This is a genomic window from Streptomyces sp. NBC_00820 (genome assembly GCF_036347055.1).
Taxonomy (GTDB): Bacteria; Actinomycetota; Actinomycetes; order Streptomycetales; family Streptomycetaceae; genus Streptomyces.
This window is the reverse complement of the sequence record NZ_CP108882.1, coordinates 747,068-771,604: the sequence shown is the minus strand read 5'-3', so window position 1 is coordinate 771,604 and position 24,537 is coordinate 747,068. Positions and strand designations below refer to the sequence as shown.

Genomic DNA, 24,537 nt, shown 5'->3' with positions numbered 1-24,537 from the left:
TGGATGCCGGCGTGGGTGCAGGCGTGGGTGCAGGCGTGGGTGAAGTCGGCGGGTGAAGTCGGGTCAGGAGAAGGCGCGTTCAGCGTGGAACGGGAAAGGTCGCCTGACGCGGGCGGCGACGATGGTGCCGGACGGTGGCGCGACCGTGCCGATCGAGCGGGGCGTGGCCGGGGCCGACGAGACCGGCCCGGTAGAGGCCGTACGTGATCCGCCACTCGGCCGCCGCTTCCAGCGCGTCCCGCAGGGAGCCGTCCCGCAGCAGCGCGCTCGGACCCAGCAGGCCCTCGACCACGGCCAGCGCACCCGCGGTGTCGCCGTGGTTCAGGCGTTCACGGACGTCGGCGAGGCAGTCGGGACGCCGGTGTGCCTCGTCGATGAACCGCAGGCAGGGGAGGGGCGGTCCGCCCAGCGCGACCAGCAGCTCCTCCCGGCGCAGCTCTTGCGGCGTGTGGTCCAGCGGGGCCAGGACGCCGTCGACGTGACCGATCCGGTGCCTGGCACCCCGGCACTCCACCAGCCGCGTACTTCCGGCCGGTTCGCGACCGCGGGGCGCACCGGAGGGCGGGTGACCGGGGACGAGCGCGGCCGCGACGAGCGCGTGCACCTGGCCGGGTTCGAGCAGACCGGCTCGCAGCAGTTCCAGGTCGGGCAGCGACCAGGTCGCCGCGTCGGGCAGGACGGGCAGCGCGGACACGTCGCCCTCAGGAAGCGAAGCCGCGATCCGGAGTCCGGCCGGTGCGCCACCGGCGCCCGGTGCCATCAGGTCCAGCACCAGCCGGCGCCGGCCGCCGAGCCGTACGACGAAGGTGCCGGCGCGGCGCCCCTCGGAACCCAGCAGGACGGCTGCCTCGGCCGCCCACCGGTCGACGGCACAGCCGAGATTTGGCTGCCCCAACTCCGGCTGCTCCAGGCCCTGCTGCCCCAGTTCCGACAGCCCGGCGACCTTCTCCCTCAGGCCCACCACGGACCGGTTGGCCCCGGACCCGTCGGCCCCGGACCTCTCGGCGCCCGACCGCGCCCACAACTCTCCCGCCCTGCGCGCGTCCCACAGATGCCGGTGCAGATCGAAGCGGAACCGCCGGCTCGGGCGCGGATGCGGATGCTGACGCGGATGAGTGTGTGAATGTCCGGCGGCCCCCGTCCGCGCGGACCCGTCCCACAGCGCGAGGCCGATCCGCTGCCCGGCGTCCGCCCAGGCCGGCGGTGTGCGGACCACCAGGTGCAGCGGGGGCGCCGAGGGCCGGTCCGGGTGGTCGTAGCGGGCCAGGGTGAGAGTCAGGCCCGGGCGCAGGAGCCCGTCGGGCGCGATTCTCGGCATGTGCCAGCGCAGCAGGTCGGGAGCGAGGTGGCGGAGGTCGGCGCGGATCCGGGACGCTAGCTCGCGGCCATGGGCGCGGGCGACGGAACGCAGATCGAGATCGATGTCGACACCGGCGGCGGCGCACGCCCCCGCCCAGTCCCCGGCGGCGCGGCGGACGGTCGCGGTCTCGATCATGGACGGCGGCACGGCGAACTCGCGCACGCGCAGCCACAAGGAAAGCCGGGAATCCCCGTACGCGGTCCGAGTGAGCATCAGCACTCACCTTGCGCGGCCGGGACCCCCAATCCGGGAGTGGAGTGAGTAGTCATCGCCGCGAGCGTAACGGCGCTCCTCCCGCCGTGCCACACCGTTTCGAACTCGGCGCCGCCAGGCGGCAGATCCGCGGCACTGGGGTATGGTGTCGTCCGCCGCGCACCGTTCGCGGCCCAGGCTGCCGAGGGAGGTGAGACCCATTACCGCTGTGTCAGCTGGGTGCTCTCTCCTCGTGACAGCTTCACGTGACCGCTTCGTGTGACCGCCTCGTGCGGCCACTTCATGTGACAGCACGGACCATCGTGACCCATGTCCGTACCGGTTCAGGTACTGGTGCGGGTACAGGTGACCGGTGACCGCGAGAGCGCCCTTCGGCCTCAGGTCTCCGAAAGGCTCTCGGCTTCTATGGCCTCCTTGAACGTTCTCTCCCCTTCCGCCGTGGTCTCCGTCCTGCGCTCCGCCGGGTGCGTATTCGCCGAGGACGAGGCGGAGTTGATCCTCGCCACCGCCCGTACACCGGGGGAGGTGGCCGCGATGGTGGACCGGCGCACGGCCGGACTCCCACTCGAACACGTCCTCGGCTGGGCCGGGTTCCGCGGCCTGCGCATCGCGGTGGAGCCGGGCGTGTTCGTCCCCCGCCGCCGTACCGAGTTCCTCGCCGGCAGAGCGCTCGCCCAGGCACCGGACGCCACGGTCGTGGTCGACCTGTGCTGCGGTTCCGGTGCGCTCGGCGCCGCGCTGGCCGCCGCGCTCGGCGCCGTGGAGGTGCACGCCGCCGACATCGACCCGGCCGCCGTGCGCTGCGCCCGGCGCAACCTGGCCCCGTACGGCGGCCGGGCGCACACGGGCGACCTCTACGACGCCCTGCCCGCGACCCTGCGCGGCCGGGTCGGCATCCTCACGGCCAACGTGCCCTACGTGCCGACCGCCGAGGTCGCCCTGCTCCCGTCCGAGGCCCGCGACCACGAGCCGGCCGTCGCCCTGGACGGCGGCGCGGACGGTCTCGACGTGCTGCGCCGGGTGGCCGCCGGCGCGCCCGAGTGGCTCGCGCCCGGCGGCTGCCTGCTGTCCGAGACCGGCCGGCACCAGGCACCGGCCGCCGTGGAGGCCTTCGAGCGCGCCGGACTGAGGACCCGGCTGGCGGTGTCGGAGGACTGGGACGCCCATGTGGTGACCGGCGTGCGGGAGTAGCCGGCGGCGGCCCCGGTCAGGGCAGCTCCTGCGCCCGCGCGATGAGCAGGGCCACGTCGTCGTGGTTGTCGGGGTGGTGCAGCGTGCGCAGGAGCAGGTCGCAGGTCTCCTCCAGCGGCCGGCCGGGGTCGTCGAGCAGGGTCAGCAGGAGGTCCAGCCGTTCGTCGAGCGAGTGGCAGCGGGTCTCGACCAGCCCGTCGGTGTAGAAGACCAGCTCGTCACCGGGCTCGAAGTCGACCGTGACGGTGGAGAAATCGACACCGCCGACGCCCAGCGGCACCCCGGTGGGCAGGTCGAGCAGCTCCGGCGGGTGGCCGGGGCGGATCCGGACCGGCGGCAGATGTCCGGCGTTGGCGATCCGGCACTGACGCAGATGCGGGTCGTGGACGGCGTACACGCAGGTCGCGATGGAGTGGTCCAGGGCCGAACTGGTCTTGTTCAGCTGCTCCAGCAGCATCGCCGGGTCGAGTCCGAGCGAGGCGAGCGTGGTGGTCGCGGTGCGCAGCCGGCCCATGGTGGCGGCCGCGCTGATGCCGCTGCCCATCACGTCGCCGACCACCAGCGCCGTCCTGTCGCCCTCCAGCGGGATGACGTCGAACCAGTCCCCGCCGACCTCGGTGGTGGCGCCCGCGGGCTGGTAGCGGGAGGCCACCTCCAGGCCGGCCGTCACCGGCGGATCGCCGGGCAGCAGACTGCGCTGGAGCGTGAGCGCGGTGTTGCGGGCGTTCTGGTACCAGCGGGCGTTGTCGATCTGCACGGCCGCGCGGGCCGCCAGCTCCCGTGCCAGCAGGAGATCGTCCTCGTCGAAGGGCGCGGGGTTGCGGGTGCGCTTGAGGTCCAGGGCGCCGAGCACCTCGCCGCGGGCGATCAGTGGTACGGCGAGGTACGAGTGCAGTCCCGCGCGGCCCAGCAGCACGGCCGCCTCGGGACTGCGGGCGATGCGCGGCAGGTCCTCGTCCTTCACCCGCGGCACCATGACCGCCTCGGCGGTGCGGACGCACTGGGTGACCAGCCGGTCGGGCGCGTACCGCGTGACCTGGCCGGGCGGGTCGGCGGCCTCCACGGCCTCCGACTCCCGCTCGGCGCGCAGCGCGAGCGCGCGGATGACGGCGGGCTCCGCCGGGCGGAGCGTGCTGGGCCGGCCTTCCACGACCGCGTCCAGCAGGTCCACCGCGGCGACGTCCGCCAGCTCGGGCACCGCGACCTCGGCCAGTTCGAGCGCGGTGCGCTCCAGCTCCAGCGTCGTACCGATCCGGGCGGAGGCGTCGGCGATCACGGCGAGCCGGCGCCGCGCGGTCTCCGCCTCGACGGAGACCCGGTGCTGCTCGGTGACGTCCAGGAGCGAGAACGCCACGCCGAGCACGTGGCCGGTCGCGTCGTCGAGCCGGTACAGCGACAGCGACCAGGTGTGGTCCCGGTCCGGGTCGGCCGGGGTACGGCCCACGACGCGGTGGGCGATCAGCGGGGTACCGGTGGCGAGGACCTGGCGGGCCGGGCCCTCCAGCGCGTCGGTGTCCAGCTGCGGCAGCACCTCGCGGATCGACCGTCCCGTGTGCTGTGCGGCCGGGACGCCGTGCATCGTCTCCAGCGCCGGGTTGACCGAGACGAACCGCAGCCGGCTGTCGAGCACGGCGAGCCCGATCGGTGACTGCTGCACCATCCGCTCGGACAGCGCCACGTCCTGTTCGAGACGTCGTACCGTCGGCTGGTCGGCCGCCAGCCCGAGCGCGTAGACGTCGCCCCGGTCGTCCATCAGCCGCATGTTGCGGAACTCCACCAGCCGGGTGCTGCCGTCCTTGTGGCGGACCGGGAAGCCGCCGGCCCAGCTCTGGCCGGTGCGCATGACGTCCGCGAACAGCTTGCTGACCAGCTCGACGTGGCGTTCGTGCACGATCAGCCGGGCCGCGTACTCGCCGAGTGCCTCGTGCGCGTTGTACCCGAACAGTTCCTCGGCCTGCGGGCTCCACAGGACGATCCGGCCGCGGGAGTCCAGGACCACCGACGCCACGCCCAGCACGTCGAGCAACCCGCCGGGCCGTTCCGGCCCGCGCTCGGGTTCGCCGCTCTCCGTCGCCGGAGCCTCGGCTGCACTCATGCCAGCACCGCCTTCGCCCGTCCGCACGGCACGTCGTCCCCCGTGCCGACTCCCCTGGTTCCCCGTTCTACCGCTTTCTGTTCTACGTTCTACCGCTTTCTCTCCGAACTCGTTCCGTCTCGTTCCGTCTCGCTTCGCTCCGGGCTCGTTGCGCCTGGCTTCTCGCGGGACTCACGACGTCTCGTTCCGTCTCGCTTCGCCGCGGACCGGTTCCGACTCGCGGGCTCCTGACTGTCCGGACCGTCTTCGACCGCCGTCGACGCCGTCGACCGTCGTCAACCGTCCGCGTTGTCACTCCACCATCTCTCATTACCGCGCGGGGCGTACGTCGGAAGTCACCGCGCTTGGGGACGGGGGCCGCCGCGGGCCCGTGTGAGTTGGCCCCCATGGTGTCACTTGGTCTGTACATGACTTGCAGTGCGGGCCAGACTGTGCGCCGACCGAGTGCCCCACCCCCCATCCCGCAGGAGTCGGCCCATGCCCGCGCTCGCCCGGCAACGTTGTCATACCGTCCTCTCCGGACTCGTCCCCCTGGCCATCGCCGCCGTCGTGTCCCTCGCCGGGACCACCCCCGCCACCGCCGCGGACAACTGGACCGAGACCGGTTCCGACCGGGCCGACCCGCTGACCGAGAGCCAGGGTCTGGCCTCCGTGGAGGTTCCGGCCAACAGCCCCAACCACTACACCGGCATCGGCACCATCCCCGTCGGCGTCTCCAGCCGCGGCTGGAACCACGTCGGCGACCCCGACGCTTCGTACGACGGCCATGTCGTCGAGCCCTACCAGGCCGACTCGGGCAACGCGAAGATGTTCCGGGTCCAGGCGCCCGGCGGGGCCTGGTCCGAGTACGTGCACACGCTGGGCGCCGGCGAGGCCCTGAACAACTCCTGGGTCGCTCTCTCGCCCGACGGGCAGTGGATGCTCAACGGCGAGTGGGGCACGATGAACCGCCTGCTGGTCTTCCCGACCCCGGGCGTCAACCCCGCCACCTCGCCCTCCGCGAACCTCCCGCAGGCATCCACGGTCCACCTCGACCACGCCGTGCGCGACGTCCAGGGCTGCGACTTCTCCGGCCCGACCACGCTGCTGTGCTCCTCCGACGATCCGGACGGCTCACTGTTCGGCATGACCAAGCCGCTGCTCCAGATCGACCTGTCGGCCGCTCCGAGCGGCTCCGCCGACGTCTCCGGGCACGTCACCGCCCTGCGTCAGCTGCCGCTGCGCAGTTCCTGCTCCGGATCCTTCGAGGCGGAGGGCATCGACTACGACCGCCGCAGTGGCATCCTGCGCGTGATCGTCGTGTCACCGGGGTTCTGCGTGCTCACGGACAGCAAGACGTACAAGTTCTCCCGCGGCTGAGGTGTGCCGGGCGGCCGGTGGTGCTTTGCTGGGGATGGACGCGGTTCGACGGCACACCCCGTTCCACCGCAGCACGGCCAGGAAAGGAGCGATCATGGACAACTCGATGGGGTCGCATCCGGAAAACGTCTCGGTGGAGATCAGCGGGTGCTCCAAGGAGGACGCCCGTGTCGTCTTCGACGTCCTGAGGGCCTGCTTCGCGTCGGACCGCGGCGCCGACGAGGTCCCGCAGCAGCTCCACGAGACCCGCCCCATGGTGTGGCTCGGCAGCTACGACATCGCCGACGCCCGCGGTGAAGGCTGCCCGCCGGCCCACCTGACCTCGTCCGTCCTCGCGGACATCCAGGGCGGGTACTGGGCCGTCGACCGCTTCCGCGACACCCTCGACACGGTGTTCGACGTCTACGAGACCTGCAGGGCCTCGGGCGACCAGGAGCGCGATCTCCACCTGCGCCTCGAAAGCCGCTGACGCGGCCGGCGTTCCTCAGGACGCCCCAGACGCCCCGGCCGGGCCGTTCCCGGCCGGGGCGTACTGCGCCAGACCGTCGCCGAGCGACCAGTCGATCGAGTCGTTCTCCGTCACGGTCACGAACATGTTGCGCGGCTCGGTGCCCGCGTAGTCCTCGGCGAGCTCGGCGATCCGCCGGTACATGGCCCGCTTCCGGTCCGGGGTGCGCCCGGACCGCATCGTGATGGCCACGAAGACGATCCCCTCGTCCCGGTGAACGCCGAGGTAGTCGCCGTACCGCAGGGAGCCGGTTGTGCCGTCGTGGCCCGTCAGGACCTGGAACCGGTCGTCGGGCGGCACGCCCAGCGTCTCCACCAGGGCGTCCTGGACGGCACGGCCGAGCGCGTCGAGCCGGTCGGGACCGGCGCCGAGGGCGTCTATGCGGACGAAGGGCATGGCGGTGCTTCCTTCCGGCGGAGTGACGGAGCATCACTTTACATACTAGTAGGTACAGGAGTGGGCGCAGAGGCGGCCCGGGGGTCGGAGGTGTGGCGAGGATCGCGGAAAGTCTTTGTGCAACAAGTTGCATAAAGACTCCCGCGTCCTCTACAACAAGAAGCGACCGCATCCTGCACGGAGGGCCCGATGAGCCGTTACCCGCACCTGATGTCCCCGCTCGACCTCGGATTCACCACGCTCCCGAACCGCGTGCTCATGGGCTCCATGCACGTGGGCCTCGAGGAGGCCGAGCGCGGGTTCGAGCGGATGGCGGCGTTCTACGCGGCCCGGGCGCGCGGGGGAGTGGGGCTCATCGTCACGGGCGGCATCGCCCCCAACGAGGAAGGCCGGCCGTACGAGGGCGGCGCCAAGCTCACCACCGAGGCCGAGGCCGAGCAGCACAAGGTGGTCACCGAGGCCGTCCACCGCGAGGGCGGCCGGATCGCGATGCAGCTCCTGCACTTCGGCCGGTACGCCTACCACCAGGACCTGGTCGCGCCGAGCGCGCTCCAGGCCCCGATCAGCCCCTTCACGCCGCGCGCGCTGGACGACGCCGGCATCGAGCGGACCATCGACGACTACGCCCGCGCCGCCCGCCTCGCGCGGCAGGCCGGATACGACGGCGTCGAGATCATGGGCTCCGAGGGCTACCTCGTCAACGAGTTCATCGCCGCCCAGACCAACCGGCGCGACGACCGCTGGGGTGGCTCGTACGAGAACCGGATGCGGTTCCCCCTCGAGATCGTCAAGCGCGTACGCGAGGCCGTCGGCGACGACTTCATCATCATCTACCGGCTCTCCATGCTGGACCTGGTCCCGGGCGGCTCCTCCCTGGAGGAGGTCGTCACCCTGGCCAAGGCCGTCGAGTCGGCTGGCGCGACGATCATCAACACCGGCATCGGCTGGCACGAGGCCCGCATCCCCACCATCGCCACGTCCGTCCCGCGCGGCGCGTACAGCTGGGTCACCAAGAAGCTCATGGGCGAGGTCTCCGTACCGCTCGTGACCACCAACCGCATCAACACCCCCGAAGTCGCCGAGCAGTTGCTGGCCGAGGGCTACGCGGACATGGTCTCCATGGCCCGCCCGATGCTCGCCGACCCCGACTTCGTCGCCAAGGCCGCCGCCGGCAGGCCGGAGGCCATCAACACCTGCATCGGCTGCAACCAGGCCTGCCTGGACCACACGTTCAGCGGCAAGATCACCTCCTGCCTGGTCAACCCGCGCGCCTGCCACGAGACGGAACTCGTGCTCTCCCCGACCAGGCTGCGCAAGCGCGTCGCCGTCGTCGGCGCCGGTCCGGCCGGCCTCGCCTGCGCGGTCAGCACGGCCGAACGCGGCCACCAGGTCACCCTGTTCGACGCCGCGAGCGAGATCGGCGGCCAGCTGAACGTGGCCCGCAAGGTCCCCGGCAAGCAGGAGTTCGACGAGACGCTGCGCTACTTCCGCCACCAGCTCGACGAGCACGGCGTCGACGTACGCCTCGACACCTGGGTCACCTCCGGAGACCTCGCCGACTACGACGAGGTGGTCGTCGCCACCGGCGTCACCCCGCGCACCCCGGACATCCCCGGCGTCGACCACCCGCGCGTCGTCGGCTACCTCGACGTCCTGCGCGACGGCGCCCCCGTCGGAGACCGCGTCGCCATCCTCGGCGCCGGCGGCATCGGCTTCGACGTCGCCGAATTCCTCACCGACGGCGGCGACAAGGCGAGCGAGGACCCGGAGACGTACTTCCGCAACTGGGGCGTCGACATGGACTACGCGGCACCGGGCGGCCTCGCCGCGCCGAGCCGGCCCGCCCCGCCCCGCACGGTGCACCTCTTCCAGCGCAAGGCCACCAAGGTCGGCGCCGGCCTCGGCAAGACCACCGGCTGGATCCACCGCACCGAGCTGAAGCACCGCGGCGTGACCATGGTCCCGGGCGTGCGCTACGACCGCATCGACGACGCCGGCCTGCACATCACCGTCGGCGACGAGAGCACGGTCCTGGACGTCGACACGGTGGTGCTCTGCACCGGCCAGGAGCCGCGCCGCGACCTGTACGAGGAGCTGGTCGCCGCCGGGCGCAGCGTCCACCTCATCGGCGGCGCCGACGTCGCGGCCGAGCTGGACGCCAAGCGGGCCATCAAGCAGGGCACCGAGCTGGCGGCGGCCCTGTAGGCGGCGCGGCCGCCTCCCTAGGATGAGCCCATGTCACTCCCGCACGCCATCCTCACCGCCCTGCTGGAGAAGCCCTCGTCAGGGCTGGAGCTGACCCGCCGGTTCGACAAGTCGATCGGCTACTTCTGGTCGGCGACACACCAGCAGATCTATCGCGAGCTGGGGAAGCTGGAGGCCGAGGGGTTCATCCGCGCACTGCCGGCCGAGCAGCCGGCCCGCGGGCAGAAGAAGAGGTACGAGGTCCTGCCCGCGGGCCGCGCCGAGCTGGCCCGCTGGACCGCCGCGGCCCAGGACCCCAAGCCGCAGCGGGACGTCCTGCTGCTGCGCCTGCGCGCGGCGGCCGTGGTCGGCACGGCGGGCCTCGAAGGCGACCTGCGTCGCCATCTTGAGCTTCACCAACGGCAGTTGGCCGAGTACGAGGAGATCGAGCGGCGCGACTTCCCGCCGGGCCGGAACACTCCGCAGGACCGGCTGCGTCACCTGGTCCTGCGAGCCGGCATCGACCTGGAGACCTTCTGGACCCAGTGGCTCACCCATGCGCTGAAGGAGTTCACCGAGCTGCCTGAGGCAGGTGTGTCCGACACGGATGTGTCTGGCGGGGCGCCGTCACAGAGGTTGGCGGAGCCGACGGACGGCACACCCGGCTGAGGGTCACCGCCTGTCGGGCGCGCGAGCTCCGCGGGGCGCGCGGGCGGCGCGTCGGGCGCCCGCCGGTGGGGCAGGGCGTGTGCGTGCTGGTCGGACATGTGGCATGGGGCATGGGGCATGGGGCATGAGGCATGAGGCATGCCTGTGTCGGCAGAGGTGTCCCTCTGCCGACAAGGACGTGGCCGCTCTCGGGCGGCGCGGAATCAGAACCGGTACGGCTTCGAGCGGCGGCGCAGGAACCAGGCCGAGGCGATGACGGCCGAGCCCACCAGGCCCGCGCCCACCCCCAGGGTGAGGGGGCCGAAGTCGCGGACGGCGCCGCCGAGGCCGCCCTTCACCCCGCGAGGCTGTGCGGGCGACGAGGTCGCCGAGATCGTCGGTGCCGAAGAGCCCGAAGAGGCCGAAGAGGCGGAGGAGCTGGAAGCCAGGGAGGGCGCGGACGGTGTGGACACGATCACGGACTGCGTGCCCGCGGTGATGCCGTTGGAGCAGATCACGACGACGGTGTACGTGCCGGGACTCACCCCCGACCAGGCGGCAGACTGACTCACGGTCGTGCCCGACAGGGCGACCTGCCTGCCCTGGGCGAAATTCGCCTGGCCGTTGGCGAGCAGCGAGGCGTTGCCCCAGCTGCCGCCGTTCTGGGTACACGCGCTGGTGACGACGGAAACCGTTGAGCCGGAGGTGCTCACGGAGATTCCCGAGACCGCGGCGGACGGCCCGGCCAGTACGACCGGGAGCGCGGCGGCGGCAGCCAGGGGCAGGCCGGAGCGGAGGAGAAGTCGGGAGTTGCGCATTGGCTGTCCTCCAGCGGCACGGTTGGCGATGCGTCCCATGCTCCGCCGAGGTCGGGTAACGGCCGTGCTGCCCTCAACCGCAGCCAACGCGGCTCCCGACCCCACCGCATGCGCAGCGCGCCCGCTCAGGTGACGGATTCCTCCGTCCGGCACAAGCCGACACGCCGGGGTGCGGCCCTTACGGCCCCACCCCTTACCCCCTTGCGCCCTTACCCCTCTCACGCCTTCACCCGGCTGCGTCGGTGTGTCCGTGTGTCCGCGCGTCAGTGCCCGTGTTCGTGCGCCCTCACGTCTTCACGCGCACCGAGCCCTCAGCCGTCCGTGCCCGACGGCACTGTGCGCTCCGCGGAGAACCCGCCCCACGTGCCGTCGGGCAGCCGGGCCCGCAGCCGTACCCGGTGCCCGGCTGCGCTCCCGGCGTAGAAGCTGTAGCGGGGCCCGGCCGCGCGGCGGGTCGCCGCCCCACACCAGGGAGGTGGCCGGGCGGCCGTCGAGCTGGATCTGGTACTCGGTGATCGTCCCGTCCACGGCCGGCGGATCCCAGGCGAGGTCGATGTAGTACGCGCCGGCTGAGCCACGCGCCGTGGCGGTGAAGCCGGTGGGCGCGGTGTCATGGCCGTCGTCGGTGCCCGGAGTGGCGAGCCGTACCGGCGCACCGGCGGGCGAGAGGTTGCCGGCCGCGTCCCTGGCCCGGACGGTGAACGTGTAGCGGGTGCCGGGGCGCAGCCCCGTGAGCACGGTCGCGCTCTGGCTCCCGCCCACACTGTGGATCTTCGCACCGCCCTGGTACACGTCGTACGACACCACGCCCCGGTCGTCCCGGGAGGCGGCCCAGGACAACTGGACCACCCGGCTGCCGAGCACCCGTCCGGTGGGCTTGGTGGGGCGGGTCGGCGCCGAGCGGTCCGCCGCGGACATGGCGGGTGTCCTGGCCCGCACCTCACGGCTGGGCGGGCCGAGGCGGCCGTTCCTGTCCCGGGCCCGCACGGTGAAGGCATACATGGTGGACGGCCTGAGCCTGGTGACGTCCACCATGTGCTGCGCACCCGGCACTTCCGTGACTTTCGTGGTGCCGCGATACACCTCTTAGGCCCCCACTCCGGAGCCGGCCCACACGTCGTTCCACATCACGTGCACGCTGGTGGCGCTCCCGGCCGTCGCGGTGACACCCGTGGGGGCACCGGGCGCCCGCCCCTCGTCGCCGGTCGCGCCGCCCCCACCGCACGATGCGACCAGGACCAGGGCTCCGACGGCCGACGCGAGGTGGAGGAGGACACGTCGCACGGCTCTGCCTCCCGGGGCCGGCATCACGGCATCAACGGCAATCAACGGCATCACGGCATCACGGCATCACGGCATCACGTGCAAAGGTCCGGACCAATATGGCCCGGGCTGTGAGGACATGGCAAGGGGGCGTGCTGAGGGGGCGTGGCGCGCAGGTGCGGCGAGGGAGTGCGGAGAGGGGGGCGTTGCTCACCGTGCGGGGGAGTTACGTATGCTGAGGTCTCCCGATGGGTGAACTCGCGTAGATGGATGTCCAGTTCACCCCCGTGGCGCGGACACGCTGTCGTCGCCGATCCCGCGCCGACGTGGGCGGCCGGGGGGTCTGGGCTGACATCCGCTCAGATCCCCCGCCCCTGACCCCGTCTCACGGGGCGTCAGGGCGATGCTCCATCCGGCCTTATCAGGGCGACCGTGCGCACCGAATCGCACCAAATTGGGAAATGGTGTCCGGAATGCTCCCTAGGAGAGGGTCTCTCAGAGTGCGTGTTCAGTCGCTGACGCTGGCCGCGGCCGGTGCCGCCCTCCTTGCCCCGACGACGCTGCCCACCGCTGCCGACCCGCCCCGCGAACGCCCTGTGGCCCATAGCGAGGGCCGGGTGACCGCCGCCGATCTGCTGGCCCGGGTGCGCGGGTGCGCCACCCAGGTCTCCCGCGGCCGGTACCGCACCGACAACGGTTCCCCCGCCACGGTGCCCGTCTGCGGCACGCGCGGGGCGGTGTACTGGAAGGCCGACCTGGACGTCGACTGCGACGGGCGGCCCACCGCCCGCTGCAACCGCCGCACCGACCCGTACTTCTCCGCCGCCACCGCCTACCAGCAGTCCGACGGCCGCCATCTCGTCGCCGAGAGGCTGCCCTACATCGTGGTCCCGGCCCCCAGCGGCATCTGGGACCACCGGGTGCAGGGGGTCCGCGGGGGCTCGGTGGCCGCCGTGATCTACCGGGACCGGGTGCAGTACGCGGTCGTCGGCGACACCGGCCCCCGCGACATCATCGGCGAGGCCTCCTACGCCACCGCCCAGCGCCTCGGCATGCACCCCGATCCAAGCGGCGGCGGCGCGTCCTCCGGTGTCACGTACATCGTCTTCAAGAACGCGCGGGTGACGCCCATCGAGAACCACCGGTCGGCGGTGACCACGGGCGAACGGCTGGCCCGCCGACTCGTCCGGCACGGCGGCTGACCGGCCGGCGGGCGCCCCGCTCCGGCTGAACGCCTCGCAACTCCACTGCGGGGCCTGGTCCCTGGGTACCCGGATCCCCTGGGTTCCCTGGGTTACCCGGACCCCCTGAGTCTCCGGGCCCCTGGATCCCTGGGTGCCCGGATCCCCTGAGTCTCCCGACCCCTGCACCCCTGGGTCTCCGGGTCACTCACACCTTCCGGTAGCTGTACGCCTCCGTGGCCGCCGCCTCCACCGCGTCCAGGTCCGCTCCCGTGGACGCGGTGACGACGGCCGCCACCGCGCCCTCGACGAACGGCGCGTCCACCAGCCGGGTGCCGTCCGGGAGTTCGTCGCCCTCGGCGAGCAGGGCCTTCACAGTGAGTACGGCGCTGCCGAGATCGGTGAGTACGGCGACGCCGGCGCCCCGGTCCACGGCGGCCGCCGCGGCGGAGATCAGCTCGGAGCTGGTGCCGAGCCCGCCGCCCTCAGTGCCGCCGGCCGCCGCGATCGGTACGGCCGTGGCACCGCCCGCCAGCCCCTTCGCCAGCTCGGCGACGGAGGCGGCGACATCGGCGCTGTGTGACACCAGCACGATTCCGACCAACTTCTCGTCACTCATCGGAGCCTCCCGACGCCGCTTCCTGGAGTCCGGCGACCAGCAGGGCCGCGGACGTGGCGCCGGGGTCCTGGTGGCCGATGCTGCGCTCGCCGAGGTAGCTGGCCCGGCCCTTGCGTGCCTGGAGCGGGACGGTGGCCGCCGCACCCGCCTCGGCGGCCGACCGTGCCGCGGCGAAGCCGTCGCCGAGCGCGTCCACGGCCGGCACGAGCGCGTCGATCATGGTCTTGTCGCCGGGCGCCGCGCCGCCGAGGGCCATCACGCCCTCCACACCCGCCCTGAGCGCCTGGGCCAGCTGCTCCTCGCCGACCTCGGCGTCATCGCCGAGCGCCTTCCCGGTCCGGCGCAGCAGGGTCCCGTACAACGGCCCGGAGGCCCCGCCCACCGTGGAGATCAGCTGGTTTCCGGCCAGCTTGAGCACGGCGCCCGGGCTCTGGGGCCGCTCCTTGTCCAGGGTGGCGAGGACCGCCGTGAACCCGCGCTGCATGTTGCTGCCGTGGTCGGCGTCCCCGATGGCCGCGTCGAGGGCGGTGAGCCGTTCCGCCTCCCGGTCGACGGATGCGGCGGTCGCCGTCATCCAACGGCGGAAGAAATCGGCGTCGAGCACTGGATCTCCTTGCGTGGTAGGGGTGTTGGCCGATGAGTCCGCCGCCTCACACCCCCCAGCGCAGCGCGGGGGTCTTCACCGGCGCGTCCCACAGACGCAGCAGGTCCTCGTCGACCTGGCACAGGGTGACCGAGGCGCCCGCCATGTCGAGGGAGGTGACGTAGTTGCCGACGAGTGTGCGGGCCACGGCCACGCCCCGCTCCGCGAGCACTCGCTGCACCTCGGCGTTGAACCCGAACAGTTCCAGCAGCGGGGTCGCTCCCATGCCGTTGACCAGGACCAGGACCGGATTGCGCGGGGTCATGTCCTCCAGGATCGCGTTCACCGCGAAGTCGGCGATCTCCCCGGAGGTCATCATGGCGCGCCGCTCCCGCCCCGGCTCGCCGTGGATGCCGATGCCCAACTCCAGTTCACCGGCGGGCAGGTCGAAGTTCGGGGAGCCCTTGGCCGGAGTGGTGACGGCGGTCAGTCCGACACCGAAGCTGCGGGAGTTCTCGTTCACCCGCCGCCCGATGGCCTCCACCTGCTCCAGCGGCCGGCCCTCGGCCGCCGCGGCACCCGCGATCTTCTCCACGAACAGGGTGGCGCCGGTGCCGCGACGGCCGGCCGTGTAAAGGCTGTCGGTGACCGCGACGTCGTCGTTCACCAGCACCTTTGCGACCTGGATGCCCTCGTCCTCGGCGAGCTCGGCCGCCATGTCGAAGTTGAGCACGTCGCCGGTGTAGTTCTTCACGACGAACAGCACGCCGGCCCCGCTGTCGACGGCCGCCGCGGCCCGCACCATCTGGTCCGGAACCGGCGAGGTGAACACCTCACCCGGACAGGCCGCCGAGAGCATGCCCGGTCCGACGAACCCGCCGTGCAGCGGCTCATGCCCCGACCCGCCGCCCGAGACAAGGGCGACCTGCCCGGCCACGGGCGCGTCCCGGCGGACGATCACCCGGTTCTCCACGTCGACGGTCAGATCCGGATACGCGGCGGCCATACCCCGCAGCGCATCCGCCACCACGGTCTCGGGGACATTGATCAGCATCTTCATGAGCGACTCCTGACGGGGCTCGCAGTTGGGCGTCTGATAAATGTTTCTGCTGGTCGGGGCGGGTACGGTCGATTTTCGATCTCGGCGGTCGAAGGCGGGTCCTACACGGTTACCCAGCGGTACCGAAACTGACTCGACGCTGACTTCGGGAACGGGGCATCTGATATCCGTCGGTGATCGGTGGCGCCATGGTCGGAGCCCTGCTGACGGCAGTATCGACCTTGCTGCGGTGAAGGTCACGTGGAGTGGAGCAGATGCCCGGGATTACCTGCCTGCACCATTGATGACGTTCACGCGCTCTCCACGGGTGAGGAGGGGGCACCGCACGGCATCGCCGGGAGTGCGGGGTGTGCGGCGGTGGACCCGGGCGATGGCCATGGTGGCTTCGGATCGCCCCGCGGAAAGCCGATGAGGGGGCTATTGCGCGCGGCGGGCCTTGTGGTGAGCGACGCGCAGTCGGGCCTCGGCGGCCATGTCCGGCCGGCCTGTCGAACGGTCGGCGGTGCGCAGGGGGCCGGCGCAGAGTGCTTGCAGGACGTCCCTCGGCGACCCCTGCGGTGTGAGGGTGAGGTCGACCCGTGTGCGGGGGTGGACGGCTCGTCCGGTGATGCTGACGTGGGCCCGCTGGACGCCCGGAAGGGTGCCGGCTTCCGCGGCGATCGCGTCCCCAAGGGCCCGGCTGCGCAGTTCGACGCCTGTCTGCGGGGGAGTGCCGCCGACCGGCAGGGTGTTGGGGCGATGCCGGTGCAGTTGGGTGAGCAGCCACCACAGCGCCAGCAGAACGGTGAGGGAGAGGGCGGCGATGACCGCGGGCCACCACCACCAGCCCTGGCCGCTCCAGCGGACTCGGTCGGCGGAGCCGAGCAGGACGTCGCCGGGGAGAGTCAGGGGCCAGCCGGTGGGTGGCGTCAGATGGTTGCTCCGGTAGACGTCGAGGCCGGCCGCGAGGACCAGCAGGCCGCCGCCGAGCAGTACCAGACCGGCGAGGCCCAGCAGAATGCGGTTCAGTGCGGGTCGCGGTGTCATGTGCGGGCTCCGGTGCTCGGGTCTGGGCGGGCTTCCTCGGACAGATCGGGTGTGGGGCCCGATCGCGGGTGTCGGTTACGGCGTGTGGTGCCGTACACGCACGACGACTCGGGGAGGCCGGGCGAGGGCGAGTCGCTCACGTTCCTCGTCGAGTGCGTTGGTGAGGTCGTTCTTCACCTCCCGCGCGTCGCGGAAGCGGACGTCCGCCCGGACCTTGACGCGGTGGCGGCGAACCCGGACGCGAGCCGCGCTGACGCCCGAGACCCTCAGGGCCGCGTCGCGAAGAAGAGCGGCGGCGCCGTCGCGGTCCAGTGCGGCCCGCAGACGAGGCGGGGAACAGCCGGCCGGAGAACGCAGGGGCAACTGGTGGCGCAGCCCGGGGCTGAGTGCGAGGACGATCAGCCAGAGGCCGCCGGCGGCGGCCACGGCGGCACCGGTGAGCATCCACACATCGCTCACCGGACGTGTGGCCAGCTCGTCGGCCAGGTGCCGGCGCCAGCCCGCCGCCGGGTTTCCCGCCCGTACGGCGACGACATCGAACAGTGCCGCTCCCGCCGCCACGAGGATCACCGAGGCGACAGCGCGGCCGGAAGACGGCGCGCCGACCACGGGCGGCGGGGCCCGGCGCCGCCCGTCGTGATCGTCCGGCGCCGGTTCTGGCGTCGGGACGGCGGGGTGGATCGGCTCGGGGACCGGCTCGGGCTCTGACGGCTCGTGCGCCGGCGGCGCCGGCTCTCGAGGCACCGAGGAGGCGCTGGACGAGCGGAAACGGCCGGGATGGTCTGGTTCGGGCGTCATGCCGGTCCTCCTCGATCGGCGGGGTGTCCGGCTCGACCGGCAGTCCGTCCGGCCGCCCGGGAGGCGTGCCGGGCTGTCATCGGACCCGCCCCCGGCGGGCGTCGGCGCTGGGCACCAGTCGCCGGACGGTGAGGGTGACCTCTCCCACGCGCAGCCCGGTCAGTTGTGCCACCCGCTCGGCGACGTCGTGCTGTATCCGCTCGCAGACGACGGGAAGGTCGGTGGGGTAGGGAAGGTCGAGATCCAGGCGCACACGGACCGTTCCGGTGCGGACGGCCGCGAAGGCACTCGGCGCGGAGGAGCCGCCCGGATCGGGTGGGAGGGCAGCGCGTCGGGACTGGGCCACGCGCGCCGCCCGGGCGGCGATCCGGGCGACCGCCTTGTCGCGGATCACGGTGGCGCCCCGCTCGGCCGGGGGCGGCGGGCCGCTGCCTCGCGCCGACGAGCCGTGCCCGCCCCCTACGGACGTGACCGAAGCGGGCCGAAGGCTCATCGCCGTCTCCGCCCGTGCAGATCGAAGTCGCCCCGGAGGACGAGGCCGGCCGCCAGCCCCACCGCGCCGAGGAAGAGGACCAGGAGGAACGCCCAGAAGCCGCCGAAGTAGGCGGCGAAGCCCAGGGCCATGCCGGCCACGAGGCCCGTAGTCGCTGCATTCATCGTGCACACACCCCACTCGTGAGGGCCGCAGGTCCGCCTGCTGCTCACCGCTCCCGTGCGAACGCGGCGGTAAGCCGAGGCGGATCACCTCACGCGGCCCTCGTCCGGCTCGGACTCTTCTTCCTCGTCGGGGAGGTGGACGTCGTCGACGGCGATGTTCACCTCGACGACCTCCAGGCCTGTCATCCGCTCCACCGCGCCGATCACGTTGGTGCGCACGTCGGCCGCCACGTCGACGATGGAGACGCCGTACTCGACGACGACGTCCAGGTCGATGGCGGCTTGGCGCTCACCGACCTCGACCTTCACTCCCCGGGTGACGCCGCTCGCGGTGCCGGGGACGCGCTCACGCACGGCCCCGAAGGCACGCCCCATGGCCGATCCCTCGAGGGCGTGGATGCCCGGTATCTCGCGGGCGGCCATGCCCGCGATCTTGGCCACCACACCGTCCGCGATGCTGGTCTTCCCCCGGGTCTCGGCCGGAGCCCCTGCCCCGGTACGGCCCTTCAGCGCACTCACTTCATCCGGCCGCTTGCCGAGCCCGATGCTGTTGCTGTTCTCCGTCATGACGCTCGCCTCGATCGGCAGAAAGGGCATCCTGTGATGCCCGTCGCAAACTCGGACGCCCCCGCAGGCCCTGTCGGGCCGATTCCTCACACGTGCGGGATGTCCGCGCGATCTCGCGCGTAGGGCCGCCGCGCGCATCACCGACACACTTCGGGTACCCACGCTCCGAGCCGCGAACAGGATGACGCGTGGCAGACCGTATGGCGTCCGTCAGGGTTTGCGTGGGGCGAGTACGGCGACGTGGTCCGCGGACGGTGGGCCCGCCGGCCGCTTGGTGATCAGGCGGAGCAGCGCGGCGGCGGGCTCCCGGTCATCGGCCGGTATCGCCCAGCTGCGTCGGGACGTGGAGTGCCGTGGATCCGTGTCGCCAGGCGCCCAGCAGTCGAGCGGTCAGCCGCTCCTCGAGGTGGGTGGTAGCGCGTACACCGAACACGACGTCGGCGTCCAGGTGCGGTTCCTGCTCCAGCAGGCCGCCGACCACCTCGTGGCGTACGACCTGTTCGTGGACCGCGTCAGCCTCGACGTGTTCGGTGTAGAAGCGCACCGCCGCCGGGCCCGCGCCCACGCGGCGCAACGCCTCGGCCAGACGGCGTGATGCCGGGGACGAGGTCACCTCGACGGCGGCGAAATGCCCGACGAGCGCCGCGCGCAGAGCCCGGTGCAGACCGAACAGCGACATCAGGTTCACGGTGGCGAGAACTTCGGCGGGCGCGGCGTCGACGTAGTACCCGTACGACGTGTTCAGACCCAGGTCTTCCATGAGATCGGCGAACAGCTCGGCGTGGATCTCGTCGGCGCGGCCCGCGCCGAACTCGTCGAACTCCACCGCGACCATCGCCGCCTTGGCCCGCCCACGCAGCCGGGGGATGACCCAGGCGTGCGGATCCGCCTCCTTGAGGTGGTACAGCGAACGCAGCGCCGCGTATTCACGCAACTGCCCGAGACTGCCCTCGTCCCGGAGAAAGTGCGAGACGCCGGCGTCGTCATCGACCGGTTCGAGCTGGAGCTCGTCCAGCGCCTGCTCGGCCGTCCGCGCACCGTCGACCGGTACATCCGCGCGCAGTGCGCCGAGGAAGCGGTCCTCGAGCTCGCCGCGGCGGTTGAGCAGGTCGATGTCCCATTCGAGGTCGTCGTCCACGCCTTCGAAGCCCTGGTAATGGAGCTCGTAGAGGATGTACAGGGCAAGTTGCAGATCGTCGCCGTAAGCACAGGTATCCGGGGCAGGCGGCTGGTTGCGTCCCGATCCGCGCAGGGCGGCCACCACCGCCGCCGAGAGCGCGCCGCGTGGTTCGGGCAGTCGTGGAGGACGGTGCCGCCTGCGCTGCTCCGCGTGAAAGACCGTCATGCGGGGGTCGTCCTTGGCAGGTGTGGTGGTGCACGGAGGCGGGTCGCCGGCTTCTACCGGTGGGGCGGTCCGCCTGGTCCGGCGCCGGTGGCTGGTGTCGCACCAGGGGTGCAGGCGGCTGCGGCGGCACGTGCAGACGGCTGCCGTGAAGCGTTTCGAGAACGCCACCTCACCGTTGTCGTCGACAACTTCGACCGGTCCCTCGATCAGCAGAGGACCGTCGCGCTGGACGTGGACGCGGCGGGGGCGTTCAGGTGTGTTCGGCACGGATCACCACCAACTCCTCGGTCGTGGAGCCGGCCGTCAGCCCGCGCTCGCGCAGCCAGGTGAGCCGGGAACGCAGCACACGGCCGAAGGGCAGCCGGGCCCGGTCGACGACCTCGCCGTGAAGACCTGCCTGCCTGAGACGGGCCAGTGTGTCGTCGACGCCGCACAGGTGCGAGTGCACGATCAACAACGTTCCCGCCGGCCGCAGGACGGCCGGTGCGGCGTCGCAGATGCGGTCGATCAGCAGGCGACCGTCCTGCCCGGCGTCCCATGCCCTGGACCGGCCCCGGGGCTGGACGTGGGCAGGAGACGGCACGTAGGGCGGGTTGGTGACCACGAGGTCGAACCGGCACCCCGGGACGGCCGATGTCAGGTCACCGTGGCGCACTCGGACGGTCTGTCCGTTCAGCAGCGCGTTGCACCAGGCCGTGGCGACCGCCCTCCAGGAGATGTCCACCGCGGTGACGCGGCCACCGAGCCGGGCTGCCTCCACCGCGAGCAGGCCGCTGCCGGTACCCAGGTCCAGTACCTCCGTCCGGCTGGTGATCTTCTCTCGGCGCATCGCCCGCCCCAGGAGCCGGGTGTCGGTCTGGGGGACGTACACGCCCCAGGGAGCCCAACAGCGGAGCCGCGGGGAGAGGGTGACGGTGCTGGCAGTCATCACGGTGCCTCTGTCAGGCGACGCGGTCGGAAAACCGGCCGCCCCCGCGGGGGCGTGGCTCGAGAGTGCGGTCGATGACGTCGGTCTTCACGGTGTTGCTCCGGACACGAGGGGATGTACGCATGGCGTGCGGGCCGAGGCGGCAATGTCACACGAGTACCCTCTGACGACAGGCGTAACGGAGGCCACGGCTGCGCATGGCGCCGCACCAGCCTCGGAGGCGGACTCGTGGAGAGCGAGCACAGCAGCCTCGAGCGGCTCGGCGCGAGAGCGGGTCTGGCCGCCCCCCTGCACCTGCCGCGGGCGAAGGCCAGGTCGGCGTCGACCGGGAACCGGCCGTCAGCCTCGCCCAGGCAAGGCGCGACCGGCACCGCCGACCACTCCCGATCACTCGGCCTGGCCCGAGCCGGCGCTGCGCTGCGTGTGGAGCCCCACGTGCGTAGAATATTTCCGCGTCCTTGACCCCGGCGCCTGTCGAGTGACGGCGTGCTCTCCGGTGAGCGGACCCTCCACGCGGTGCGTCCCAGGTGACCCCCCGTCGGCGGAAGCACCTGTCTCTCGGCAACCCGCTGTTGTCCTTCAAGCGTGCCCGCGCCTCTCACCTGCCCAGTGGCACGGGTCCGGGAAGCCGAGGCGCCGCCGTGTTCACGACCTCACTCATGCATACGATGAACCTCCACCGGTGCAACGGCCGGGCGACCATCTGCCTGGAGGGCGAGATCGACCTGCCCACGGTCCCCGCCGTCCGCGCGGCTCTGACCACCTGCCAGGCCTACCACATCATGGACATAGACGTAGATCTCACCGCGGTCACCTTCTGTGACGTCAGCGGCCTGAACGTCTTCCTCGCTGCTTCACGGCGCTCCGTCGCGGCGGACGGACGCCTACGGCTGCACCACCCCGCTCCCGCCGTTCGACTGCTCCTGGACCTGACCGGCACCGGGTTCCTCCTGGCCGAGGACCGCCCGCCCGTCGAGCCGTCTCCAGCCGTGGCCCTCCAACCGACCAGAGACGCCGCATGATCAGTGACCGCCTGGCGGAGACTCTGCGGCTGCTCCGGGACGAGTCCTGGCCGGACGTCGCGGCAAGCGCGGCTGAACTGCTCGTCGTGGACGGGATCGCGGTCAGCGCGAACGGCGGATCGGGCGCGGCGGAGATCCTCTGGTCCTCGGAGGGCCTGGCACGCGGCTTCGAGGATCTGCAACTCATGCTCGGGCAGGGCCCCGGGCCGGACTGCCTGGCCGGTGGCATCCCGGTGCGGGTGCCCGATCTGGCCGGGGTCCGGGCTGACCGCTGGCCCGCGCTCCTGACCGAGCTCCCCACCCTGACCATGCAGGCGGTGTTCTGCTTCCCGCTGCGCATCGGCGCCATCACGCTGGGCGTGCTGACGCTGGTCCGGGGAACACCCGGGCGCCTCACCTCCGAGCAGGATGACGACGTCACCGTGCTCGCGCGCGCCCTGAGCAAACACCTCCTGGATCTCGGAGATCCTCTGCTGTCCTCATCGGAGGATCCGGACCTGTCAGGCCCGCTGCCGCACCACGCGGTCCTGCATCAGGCGACCGGCATGGTCAGCGTCCAGCTCGCCGTACCCCTGGCGGAGGCACTGCTGCGGCTGCGCGCCCACGCCTACGGCAACAACCGCACCCTCACCGACACAGCCCGGGACATCGTGGCCAGGCGGCTGCGGCTCGCCCTCGATCCGCACCCGATGAATCTCACCGAAGACGCAGACGAGGACTGATCTCCATGGCAACCCGTGAACAGCAAGTCACCGAGGTCTTCGTCGAGGTAGCAGACTCCCTGATCGACGACTTCGACGTCATCGATTTCCTGCAGAAGCTGTCCGTGCGCTGCATGGAGCTTCTGGATGTCGCCGCCGTCGGCATCCTGCTCTCGGACGAAGGCGGAGGACTCCACGTCCTTGCCGCCTCCGACGAGGACACGCGCCTCCTCGAGCTCTTCGCACTCCAGCACGACGAGGGTCCCTGCGTCGACTGCTGCAACGACGGTCAGCCACGGATCAACATCAGCCTCACCGACCCGGACGCGGCCGCCAGGTGGCCTCAGTTCGCGCGCAGCGCCCATGACACCGGATTCACCACGACCAACGCCCTGCCCCTGCGGCTGCGTGGACGGGTCATCGGCGCGCTCAGCCTCTTCCGGACCACCCCCGAACCCCTGGCCACATCAGACGTCGCCCTCGCGCAGGCGCTCGCCGACGTGGCCACCATCGCCATCCTCCAGCAGCGCACGCTCGTGCACATCGAAACCGAACGCGATCAGCTCCAGTACGCCCTGAACAGCCGCATCGTCATCGAACAGGTCAAGGGCATCCTGGCCGAGCGCTGGCAGACGTCCATCGACGAGGCGTTCCGCACCTTCCGTGCCTACGCACGTGCCCACAACCGCAAACTCTCCGGCCTCGCCAGGGACATCGCCGAAGGCGTGCAGGACACCGACGTGATGCGCACTCTCCCGCAGAGGCGATCGGAAACGGGTGCCTGACACCAGCCGGTCGAGGATGAATCGGCAGGGGCGTGCAACGGCTCCATGCGGAGAGGCGGGTGGTGGGGCGCCGACTCCCCTCATGGGGCTGCCCTGGCCATGCGCAGAGGGGCTCCAGCCTGGTGCAGGCTGCGCAGTGTCTGCCGGTACGAGGCCGTCAGGCTGGTCTCCACGTAGGCCACGCCCAGCTCCTCGCAGTAGCGGCGGACGATGACCTGCGCGCCGCGCAGGTTCGGAGTCGGCATGCTCGGGAAGAGATGGTGCTCGATCTGGTAGTTCAGTCCGCCGAGCACGATGTCCGTGAACCAGCCGCCGCGCACATCGCGCGAGGTGAGGACCTGCCGACGCAGGAAATCCGGTCGGTCCGCGCCGGTCAGGGTCGGCATCCCCTTGTGGTTGGGGGCGAAGATCGAGCCGAGGTACACGCCGAAGAGGCACTGGTGGACGGCGAGGAAGGCGACCGCCATCCCGGGTCGCAGCACGAGGAACAGCGCGGTGAGGTAGGCGCAGAAGTGTCCGATGAGCAGAAGTCCCTCGAGGGGCCGGCTCCTGAGCGAGGGGTTGGCCAGCGATCGGACACCGGCCACGTGCAGGTTGAACCCCTCCAGCGTGAGGAGGGGGAAGAACAGGAACGCCTGGGCTCGACCGATCAGCCGGGGCAGTCCTTTGGCCGCACAAGCCTGATTCCGGGTCCAGACCAGCAGGTAGGGCACGATGTCGGGATCGAGTCCCTCGTGGTTGGGGTTCGCATGGTGACGCGTGTGCTTGTCCTGCCACCAGCCGTAACCCATGCCGATCCCCGCGTTCCCGGCGATGCGCCCGGACACCTCACTGGCCCGACGCAGCCGGAACACCTGCCGGTGGGCGATGTCATGAGCGACCAGAGCCACCTGGCCGTAGGCCACAGCGAGCCACCCGGCGACCGCCAGGGTCCACCAGTCGGGGCCGATCAGGACGAAGGCGACCCAGCCACCCGCGTACACGGCGGCGACGGTGGTGATGCGGACCGTGTAGTAGGCGGGGCGGCGGCCCATCAGGCCCCTGTCGGCGATCTCCTTCGAGAGCCGGGAGAATTCACTTCCCGGACCCCGCCCGGTACGCAAAGAGGTTTCGCTGACCACGGACGTGACCCTTTCGGTGTGGATGGCACCCGGGGCTGTCCGCTCCGGGTCCGCTCCGCGCAGCCGACGGCGGGGTCACGGCCTGGTCGCCTCCGGAAGCGAAGTGGCC

The 24,537-nt window shown here is 71.8% G+C and carries 24 protein-coding genes and 2 pseudogenes; 9 read left to right on the top strand and 17 right to left on the bottom strand.

The genetic code is table 11. The annotated features are described in order from the left end of the window. Window positions 1-79 precede the first annotated feature (79 nt). Window positions 80-1,573 carry a hypothetical protein gene (locus OIB37_RS03610; protein WP_330456031.1) on the bottom strand — a complete coding sequence of 498 codons (1,494 nt, stop codon included), beginning with the start codon at window positions 1,571-1,573 and terminating at the stop codon, window positions 80-82. 405 nt (window positions 1,574-1,978) lie between these two features. On the opposite strand from OIB37_RS03610, the gene OIB37_RS03605 reads away from it, so the two are divergent. Further along, window positions 1,979-2,764 (top strand): putative protein N(5)-glutamine methyltransferase, encoded by a 786-nt coding sequence (locus tag OIB37_RS03605; protein WP_330456030.1) that lies wholly within the window; start codon window positions 1,979-1,981, stop codon window positions 2,762-2,764. A gap of 16 nt (window positions 2,765-2,780) precedes the next feature. Here OIB37_RS03605 and OIB37_RS03600 read toward each other — a convergent pair whose 3' ends face one another. Then, window positions 2,781-4,859: a SpoIIE family protein phosphatase gene (locus OIB37_RS03600; RefSeq protein WP_330456029.1), complete on the bottom strand. Its 2,079-nt coding sequence runs from the start codon at window positions 4,857-4,859 to the stop codon at window positions 2,781-2,783. Window positions 4,860-5,336: 477 nt separating this feature from the next. Between OIB37_RS03600 and OIB37_RS03595 the strand changes: the two genes are divergently transcribed. Both OIB37_RS03595 and OIB37_RS03590 read left to right on the top strand, forming a co-directional pair. Next, window positions 5,337-6,218, top strand: a complete 882-nt coding sequence (locus tag OIB37_RS03595; RefSeq protein WP_330456028.1) for a hypothetical protein — start codon at window positions 5,337-5,339, stop codon at window positions 6,216-6,218. 94 nt (window positions 6,219-6,312) lie between these two features. Next, window positions 6,313-6,687, top strand: a complete 375-nt coding sequence (locus tag OIB37_RS03590; protein ID WP_330456027.1) for a hypothetical protein — start codon at window positions 6,313-6,315, stop codon at window positions 6,685-6,687. Between the two features lie 15 nt (window positions 6,688-6,702). Here the strand turns inward: OIB37_RS03590 and OIB37_RS03585 are convergent, their stop codons facing one another. Further along, window positions 6,703-7,122 carry a tautomerase family protein gene (locus OIB37_RS03585; protein ID WP_330456026.1) on the bottom strand — a complete coding sequence of 140 codons (420 nt, stop codon included), beginning with the start codon at window positions 7,120-7,122 and terminating at the stop codon, window positions 6,703-6,705. 189 nt (window positions 7,123-7,311) lie between these two features. Between OIB37_RS03585 and OIB37_RS03580 the strand changes: the two genes are divergently transcribed. Together OIB37_RS03580 and OIB37_RS03575 are read left to right on the top strand one after the other, a co-directional pair. Next, window positions 7,312-9,327: an NADPH-dependent 2,4-dienoyl-CoA reductase gene (locus OIB37_RS03580; RefSeq protein ID WP_330456025.1), complete on the top strand. Its 2,016-nt coding sequence runs from the start codon at window positions 7,312-7,314 to the stop codon at window positions 9,325-9,327. A 30-nt stretch (window positions 9,328-9,357) separates the two neighbouring features. Beyond that, entirely contained in the window at window positions 9,358-9,975 is a 618-nt protein-coding gene (locus OIB37_RS03575) for a PadR family transcriptional regulator (RefSeq protein WP_330456024.1), read from the top strand. A 203-nt stretch (window positions 9,976-10,178) separates the two neighbouring features. On the opposite strand, the gene OIB37_RS03570 is transcribed toward OIB37_RS03575, so the two are convergent. Continuing rightward, on the bottom strand, window positions 10,179-10,772 hold the full coding sequence (locus OIB37_RS03570) for a hypothetical protein (RefSeq protein ID WP_330456023.1): 594 nt from the start codon (window positions 10,770-10,772) through the stop codon (window positions 10,179-10,181). 311 nt (window positions 10,773-11,083) lie between these two features. Beyond that, window positions 11,084-12,080: pseudogene (locus OIB37_RS03565) on the bottom strand (fibronectin type III domain-containing protein). A gap of 455 nt (window positions 12,081-12,535) precedes the next feature. Between OIB37_RS03565 and OIB37_RS03560 the strand changes: the two are divergent. Next, on the top strand, window positions 12,536-13,237 hold the full coding sequence (locus OIB37_RS03560) for a glycoside hydrolase family 75 protein (RefSeq protein ID WP_330456022.1): 702 nt from the start codon (window positions 12,536-12,538) through the stop codon (window positions 13,235-13,237). 187 nt (window positions 13,238-13,424) lie between these two features. Here the strand turns inward: OIB37_RS03560 and OIB37_RS03555 are convergent, their stop codons facing one another. The 11 genes and pseudogenes from OIB37_RS03555 to OIB37_RS03510 all read right to left on the bottom strand — a co-directional run bounded on the left by OIB37_RS03555 (window position 13,425) and on the right by OIB37_RS03510 (window position 20,799). Further along, on the bottom strand, window positions 13,425-13,835 hold the full coding sequence (locus tag OIB37_RS03555; RefSeq protein WP_330456021.1) for a PTS-dependent dihydroxyacetone kinase phosphotransferase subunit DhaM: 411 nt from the start codon (window positions 13,833-13,835) through the stop codon (window positions 13,425-13,427). Beyond that, entirely contained in the window at window positions 13,828-14,439 is a 612-nt protein-coding gene (dhaL, locus tag OIB37_RS03550) for a dihydroxyacetone kinase subunit DhaL (protein ID WP_330456020.1), read from the bottom strand. Before dhaL ends, OIB37_RS03555 begins: the two co-directional genes overlap by 8 nt. A gap of 46 nt (window positions 14,440-14,485) precedes the next feature. Beyond that, window positions 14,486-15,478, bottom strand: coding sequence for a dihydroxyacetone kinase subunit DhaK (dhaK, locus tag OIB37_RS03545; RefSeq protein ID WP_330456019.1), 993 nt, complete (start codon window positions 15,476-15,478; stop codon window positions 14,486-14,488). Between the two features lie 417 nt (window positions 15,479-15,895). Next, window positions 15,896-16,504, bottom strand: coding sequence for an alkaline shock response membrane anchor protein AmaP (locus OIB37_RS03540; RefSeq protein WP_330456018.1), 609 nt, complete (start codon window positions 16,502-16,504; stop codon window positions 15,896-15,898). Between the two features lie 75 nt (window positions 16,505-16,579). After that, a complete protein-coding gene (locus tag OIB37_RS03535) occupies window positions 16,580-17,302 on the bottom strand; it encodes a DUF6286 domain-containing protein (RefSeq protein WP_330456017.1) in 723 nt (240 codons plus the stop codon). 76 nt (window positions 17,303-17,378) lie between these two features. Next, a complete protein-coding gene (locus tag OIB37_RS03530) occupies window positions 17,379-17,795 on the bottom strand; it encodes an Asp23/Gls24 family envelope stress response protein (protein WP_330456016.1) in 417 nt (138 codons plus the stop codon). Continuing rightward, entirely contained in the window at window positions 17,792-17,959 is a 168-nt protein-coding gene (locus OIB37_RS03525; RefSeq protein WP_330456015.1) for a hypothetical protein, read from the bottom strand. Before OIB37_RS03525 ends, OIB37_RS03530 begins: the two co-directional genes overlap by 4 nt. Before the next feature lie 84 nt (window positions 17,960-18,043). Beyond that, the gene (locus tag OIB37_RS03520; protein ID WP_330461767.1) at window positions 18,044-18,526 is read right to left on the bottom strand and encodes an Asp23/Gls24 family envelope stress response protein; all 483 of its coding nucleotides are present in this window, start codon (window positions 18,524-18,526) and stop codon (window positions 18,044-18,046) included. A gap of 310 nt (window positions 18,527-18,836) precedes the next feature. Further along, window positions 18,837-19,871 (bottom strand): iron-containing redox enzyme family protein, encoded by a 1,035-nt coding sequence (locus OIB37_RS03515; protein WP_330456014.1) that lies wholly within the window; start codon window positions 19,869-19,871, stop codon window positions 18,837-18,839. Window positions 19,872-19,967: 96 nt separating this feature from the next. Further along, window positions 19,968-20,138 (bottom strand): annotated as a pseudogene (locus OIB37_RS36250) (CDGSH iron-sulfur domain-containing protein); the annotation flags it as partial. Then, window positions 20,122-20,799 (bottom strand): HemK2/MTQ2 family protein methyltransferase, encoded by a 678-nt coding sequence (locus tag OIB37_RS03510; protein ID WP_330456013.1) that lies wholly within the window; start codon window positions 20,797-20,799, stop codon window positions 20,122-20,124. The pseudogene OIB37_RS36250 and the gene OIB37_RS03510, both read right to left, overlap by 17 nt. Before the next feature lie 659 nt (window positions 20,800-21,458). Between OIB37_RS03510 and OIB37_RS03505 the strand changes: the two genes are divergently transcribed. The 3 genes from OIB37_RS03505 to OIB37_RS03495 are packed head-to-tail and all read left to right on the top strand — an operon-like array spanning window position 21,459 to window position 23,307. Continuing rightward, window positions 21,459-21,821 carry an STAS domain-containing protein gene (locus tag OIB37_RS03505; protein WP_330456012.1) on the top strand — a complete coding sequence of 121 codons (363 nt, stop codon included), beginning with the start codon at window positions 21,459-21,461 and terminating at the stop codon, window positions 21,819-21,821. After that, on the top strand, window positions 21,818-22,543 hold the full coding sequence (locus OIB37_RS03500; RefSeq protein ID WP_330456011.1) for an ANTAR domain-containing protein: 726 nt from the start codon (window positions 21,818-21,820) through the stop codon (window positions 22,541-22,543). The genes OIB37_RS03505 and OIB37_RS03500 overlap by 4 nt, the downstream gene beginning before the upstream one ends. A gap of 5 nt (window positions 22,544-22,548) precedes the next feature. Then, a complete protein-coding gene (locus OIB37_RS03495) occupies window positions 22,549-23,307 on the top strand; it encodes a GAF and ANTAR domain-containing protein (RefSeq protein WP_330456010.1) in 759 nt (252 codons plus the stop codon). 80 nt (window positions 23,308-23,387) lie between these two features. Here OIB37_RS03495 and OIB37_RS03490 read toward each other — a convergent pair whose 3' ends face one another. Beyond that, window positions 23,388-24,428 (bottom strand): fatty acid desaturase family protein, encoded by a 1,041-nt coding sequence (locus tag OIB37_RS03490; protein WP_330456009.1) that lies wholly within the window; start codon window positions 24,426-24,428, stop codon window positions 23,388-23,390. Window positions 24,429-24,537 lie beyond the last annotated feature (109 nt).

Bases quoted from the DNA above. Each gene is read 5' to 3' on its own strand.
- OIB37_RS03610 (WP_330456031.1), bottom strand. From the start codon at position 1,573: ATGCTCACTCGGACCGCGTACGGGGATTCCCGGCTTTCCTTGTGGCTG.
- OIB37_RS03605 (WP_330456030.1), top strand. From the start codon at position 1,979: ATGGCCTCCTTGAACGTTCTCTCCCCTTCCGCCGTGGTCTCCGTCCTG.
- OIB37_RS03600 (WP_330456029.1), bottom strand. From the start codon at position 4,859: ATGAGTGCAGCCGAGGCTCCGGCGACGGAGAGCGGCGAACCCGAGCGC.
- OIB37_RS03595 (WP_330456028.1), top strand. From the start codon at position 5,337: ATGCCCGCGCTCGCCCGGCAACGTTGTCATACCGTCCTCTCCGGACTC.
- OIB37_RS03590 (WP_330456027.1), top strand. From the start codon at position 6,313: ATGGACAACTCGATGGGGTCGCATCCGGAAAACGTCTCGGTGGAGATC.
- OIB37_RS03585 (WP_330456026.1), bottom strand. From the start codon at position 7,122: ATGCCCTTCGTCCGCATAGACGCCCTCGGCGCCGGTCCCGACCGGCTC.
- OIB37_RS03580 (WP_330456025.1), top strand. From the start codon at position 7,312: ATGAGCCGTTACCCGCACCTGATGTCCCCGCTCGACCTCGGATTCACC.
- OIB37_RS03575 (WP_330456024.1), top strand. From the start codon at position 9,358: ATGTCACTCCCGCACGCCATCCTCACCGCCCTGCTGGAGAAGCCCTCG.
- OIB37_RS03570 (WP_330456023.1), bottom strand. From the start codon at position 10,772: ATGCGCAACTCCCGACTTCTCCTCCGCTCCGGCCTGCCCCTGGCTGCC.
- OIB37_RS03555 (WP_330456021.1), bottom strand. From the start codon at position 13,835: ATGAGTGACGAGAAGTTGGTCGGAATCGTGCTGGTGTCACACAGCGCC.
- dhaK (WP_330456019.1), bottom strand. From the start codon at position 15,478: ATGAAGATGCTGATCAATGTCCCCGAGACCGTGGTGGCGGATGCGCTG.
- OIB37_RS03540 (WP_330456018.1), bottom strand. From the start codon at position 16,504: ATGACACCGCGACCCGCACTGAACCGCATTCTGCTGGGCCTCGCCGGT.
- OIB37_RS03535 (WP_330456017.1), bottom strand. From the start codon at position 17,302: ATGACGCCCGAACCAGACCATCCCGGCCGTTTCCGCTCGTCCAGCGCC.
- OIB37_RS03530 (WP_330456016.1), bottom strand. From the start codon at position 17,795: ATGAGCCTTCGGCCCGCTTCGGTCACGTCCGTAGGGGGCGGGCACGGC.
- OIB37_RS03525 (WP_330456015.1), bottom strand. From the start codon at position 17,959: ATGAATGCAGCGACTACGGGCCTCGTGGCCGGCATGGCCCTGGGCTTC.
- OIB37_RS03520 (WP_330461767.1), bottom strand. From the start codon at position 18,526: ATGACGGAGAACAGCAACAGCATCGGGCTCGGCAAGCGGCCGGATGAA.
- OIB37_RS03515 (WP_330456014.1), bottom strand. From the start codon at position 19,871: ATGACGGTCTTTCACGCGGAGCAGCGCAGGCGGCACCGTCCTCCACGA.
- OIB37_RS03510 (WP_330456013.1), bottom strand. From the start codon at position 20,799: ATGACTGCCAGCACCGTCACCCTCTCCCCGCGGCTCCGCTGTTGGGCT.
- OIB37_RS03505 (WP_330456012.1), top strand. From the start codon at position 21,459: ATGCATACGATGAACCTCCACCGGTGCAACGGCCGGGCGACCATCTGC.
- OIB37_RS03500 (WP_330456011.1), top strand. From the start codon at position 21,818: ATGATCAGTGACCGCCTGGCGGAGACTCTGCGGCTGCTCCGGGACGAG.
- OIB37_RS03495 (WP_330456010.1), top strand. From the start codon at position 22,549: ATGGCAACCCGTGAACAGCAAGTCACCGAGGTCTTCGTCGAGGTAGCA.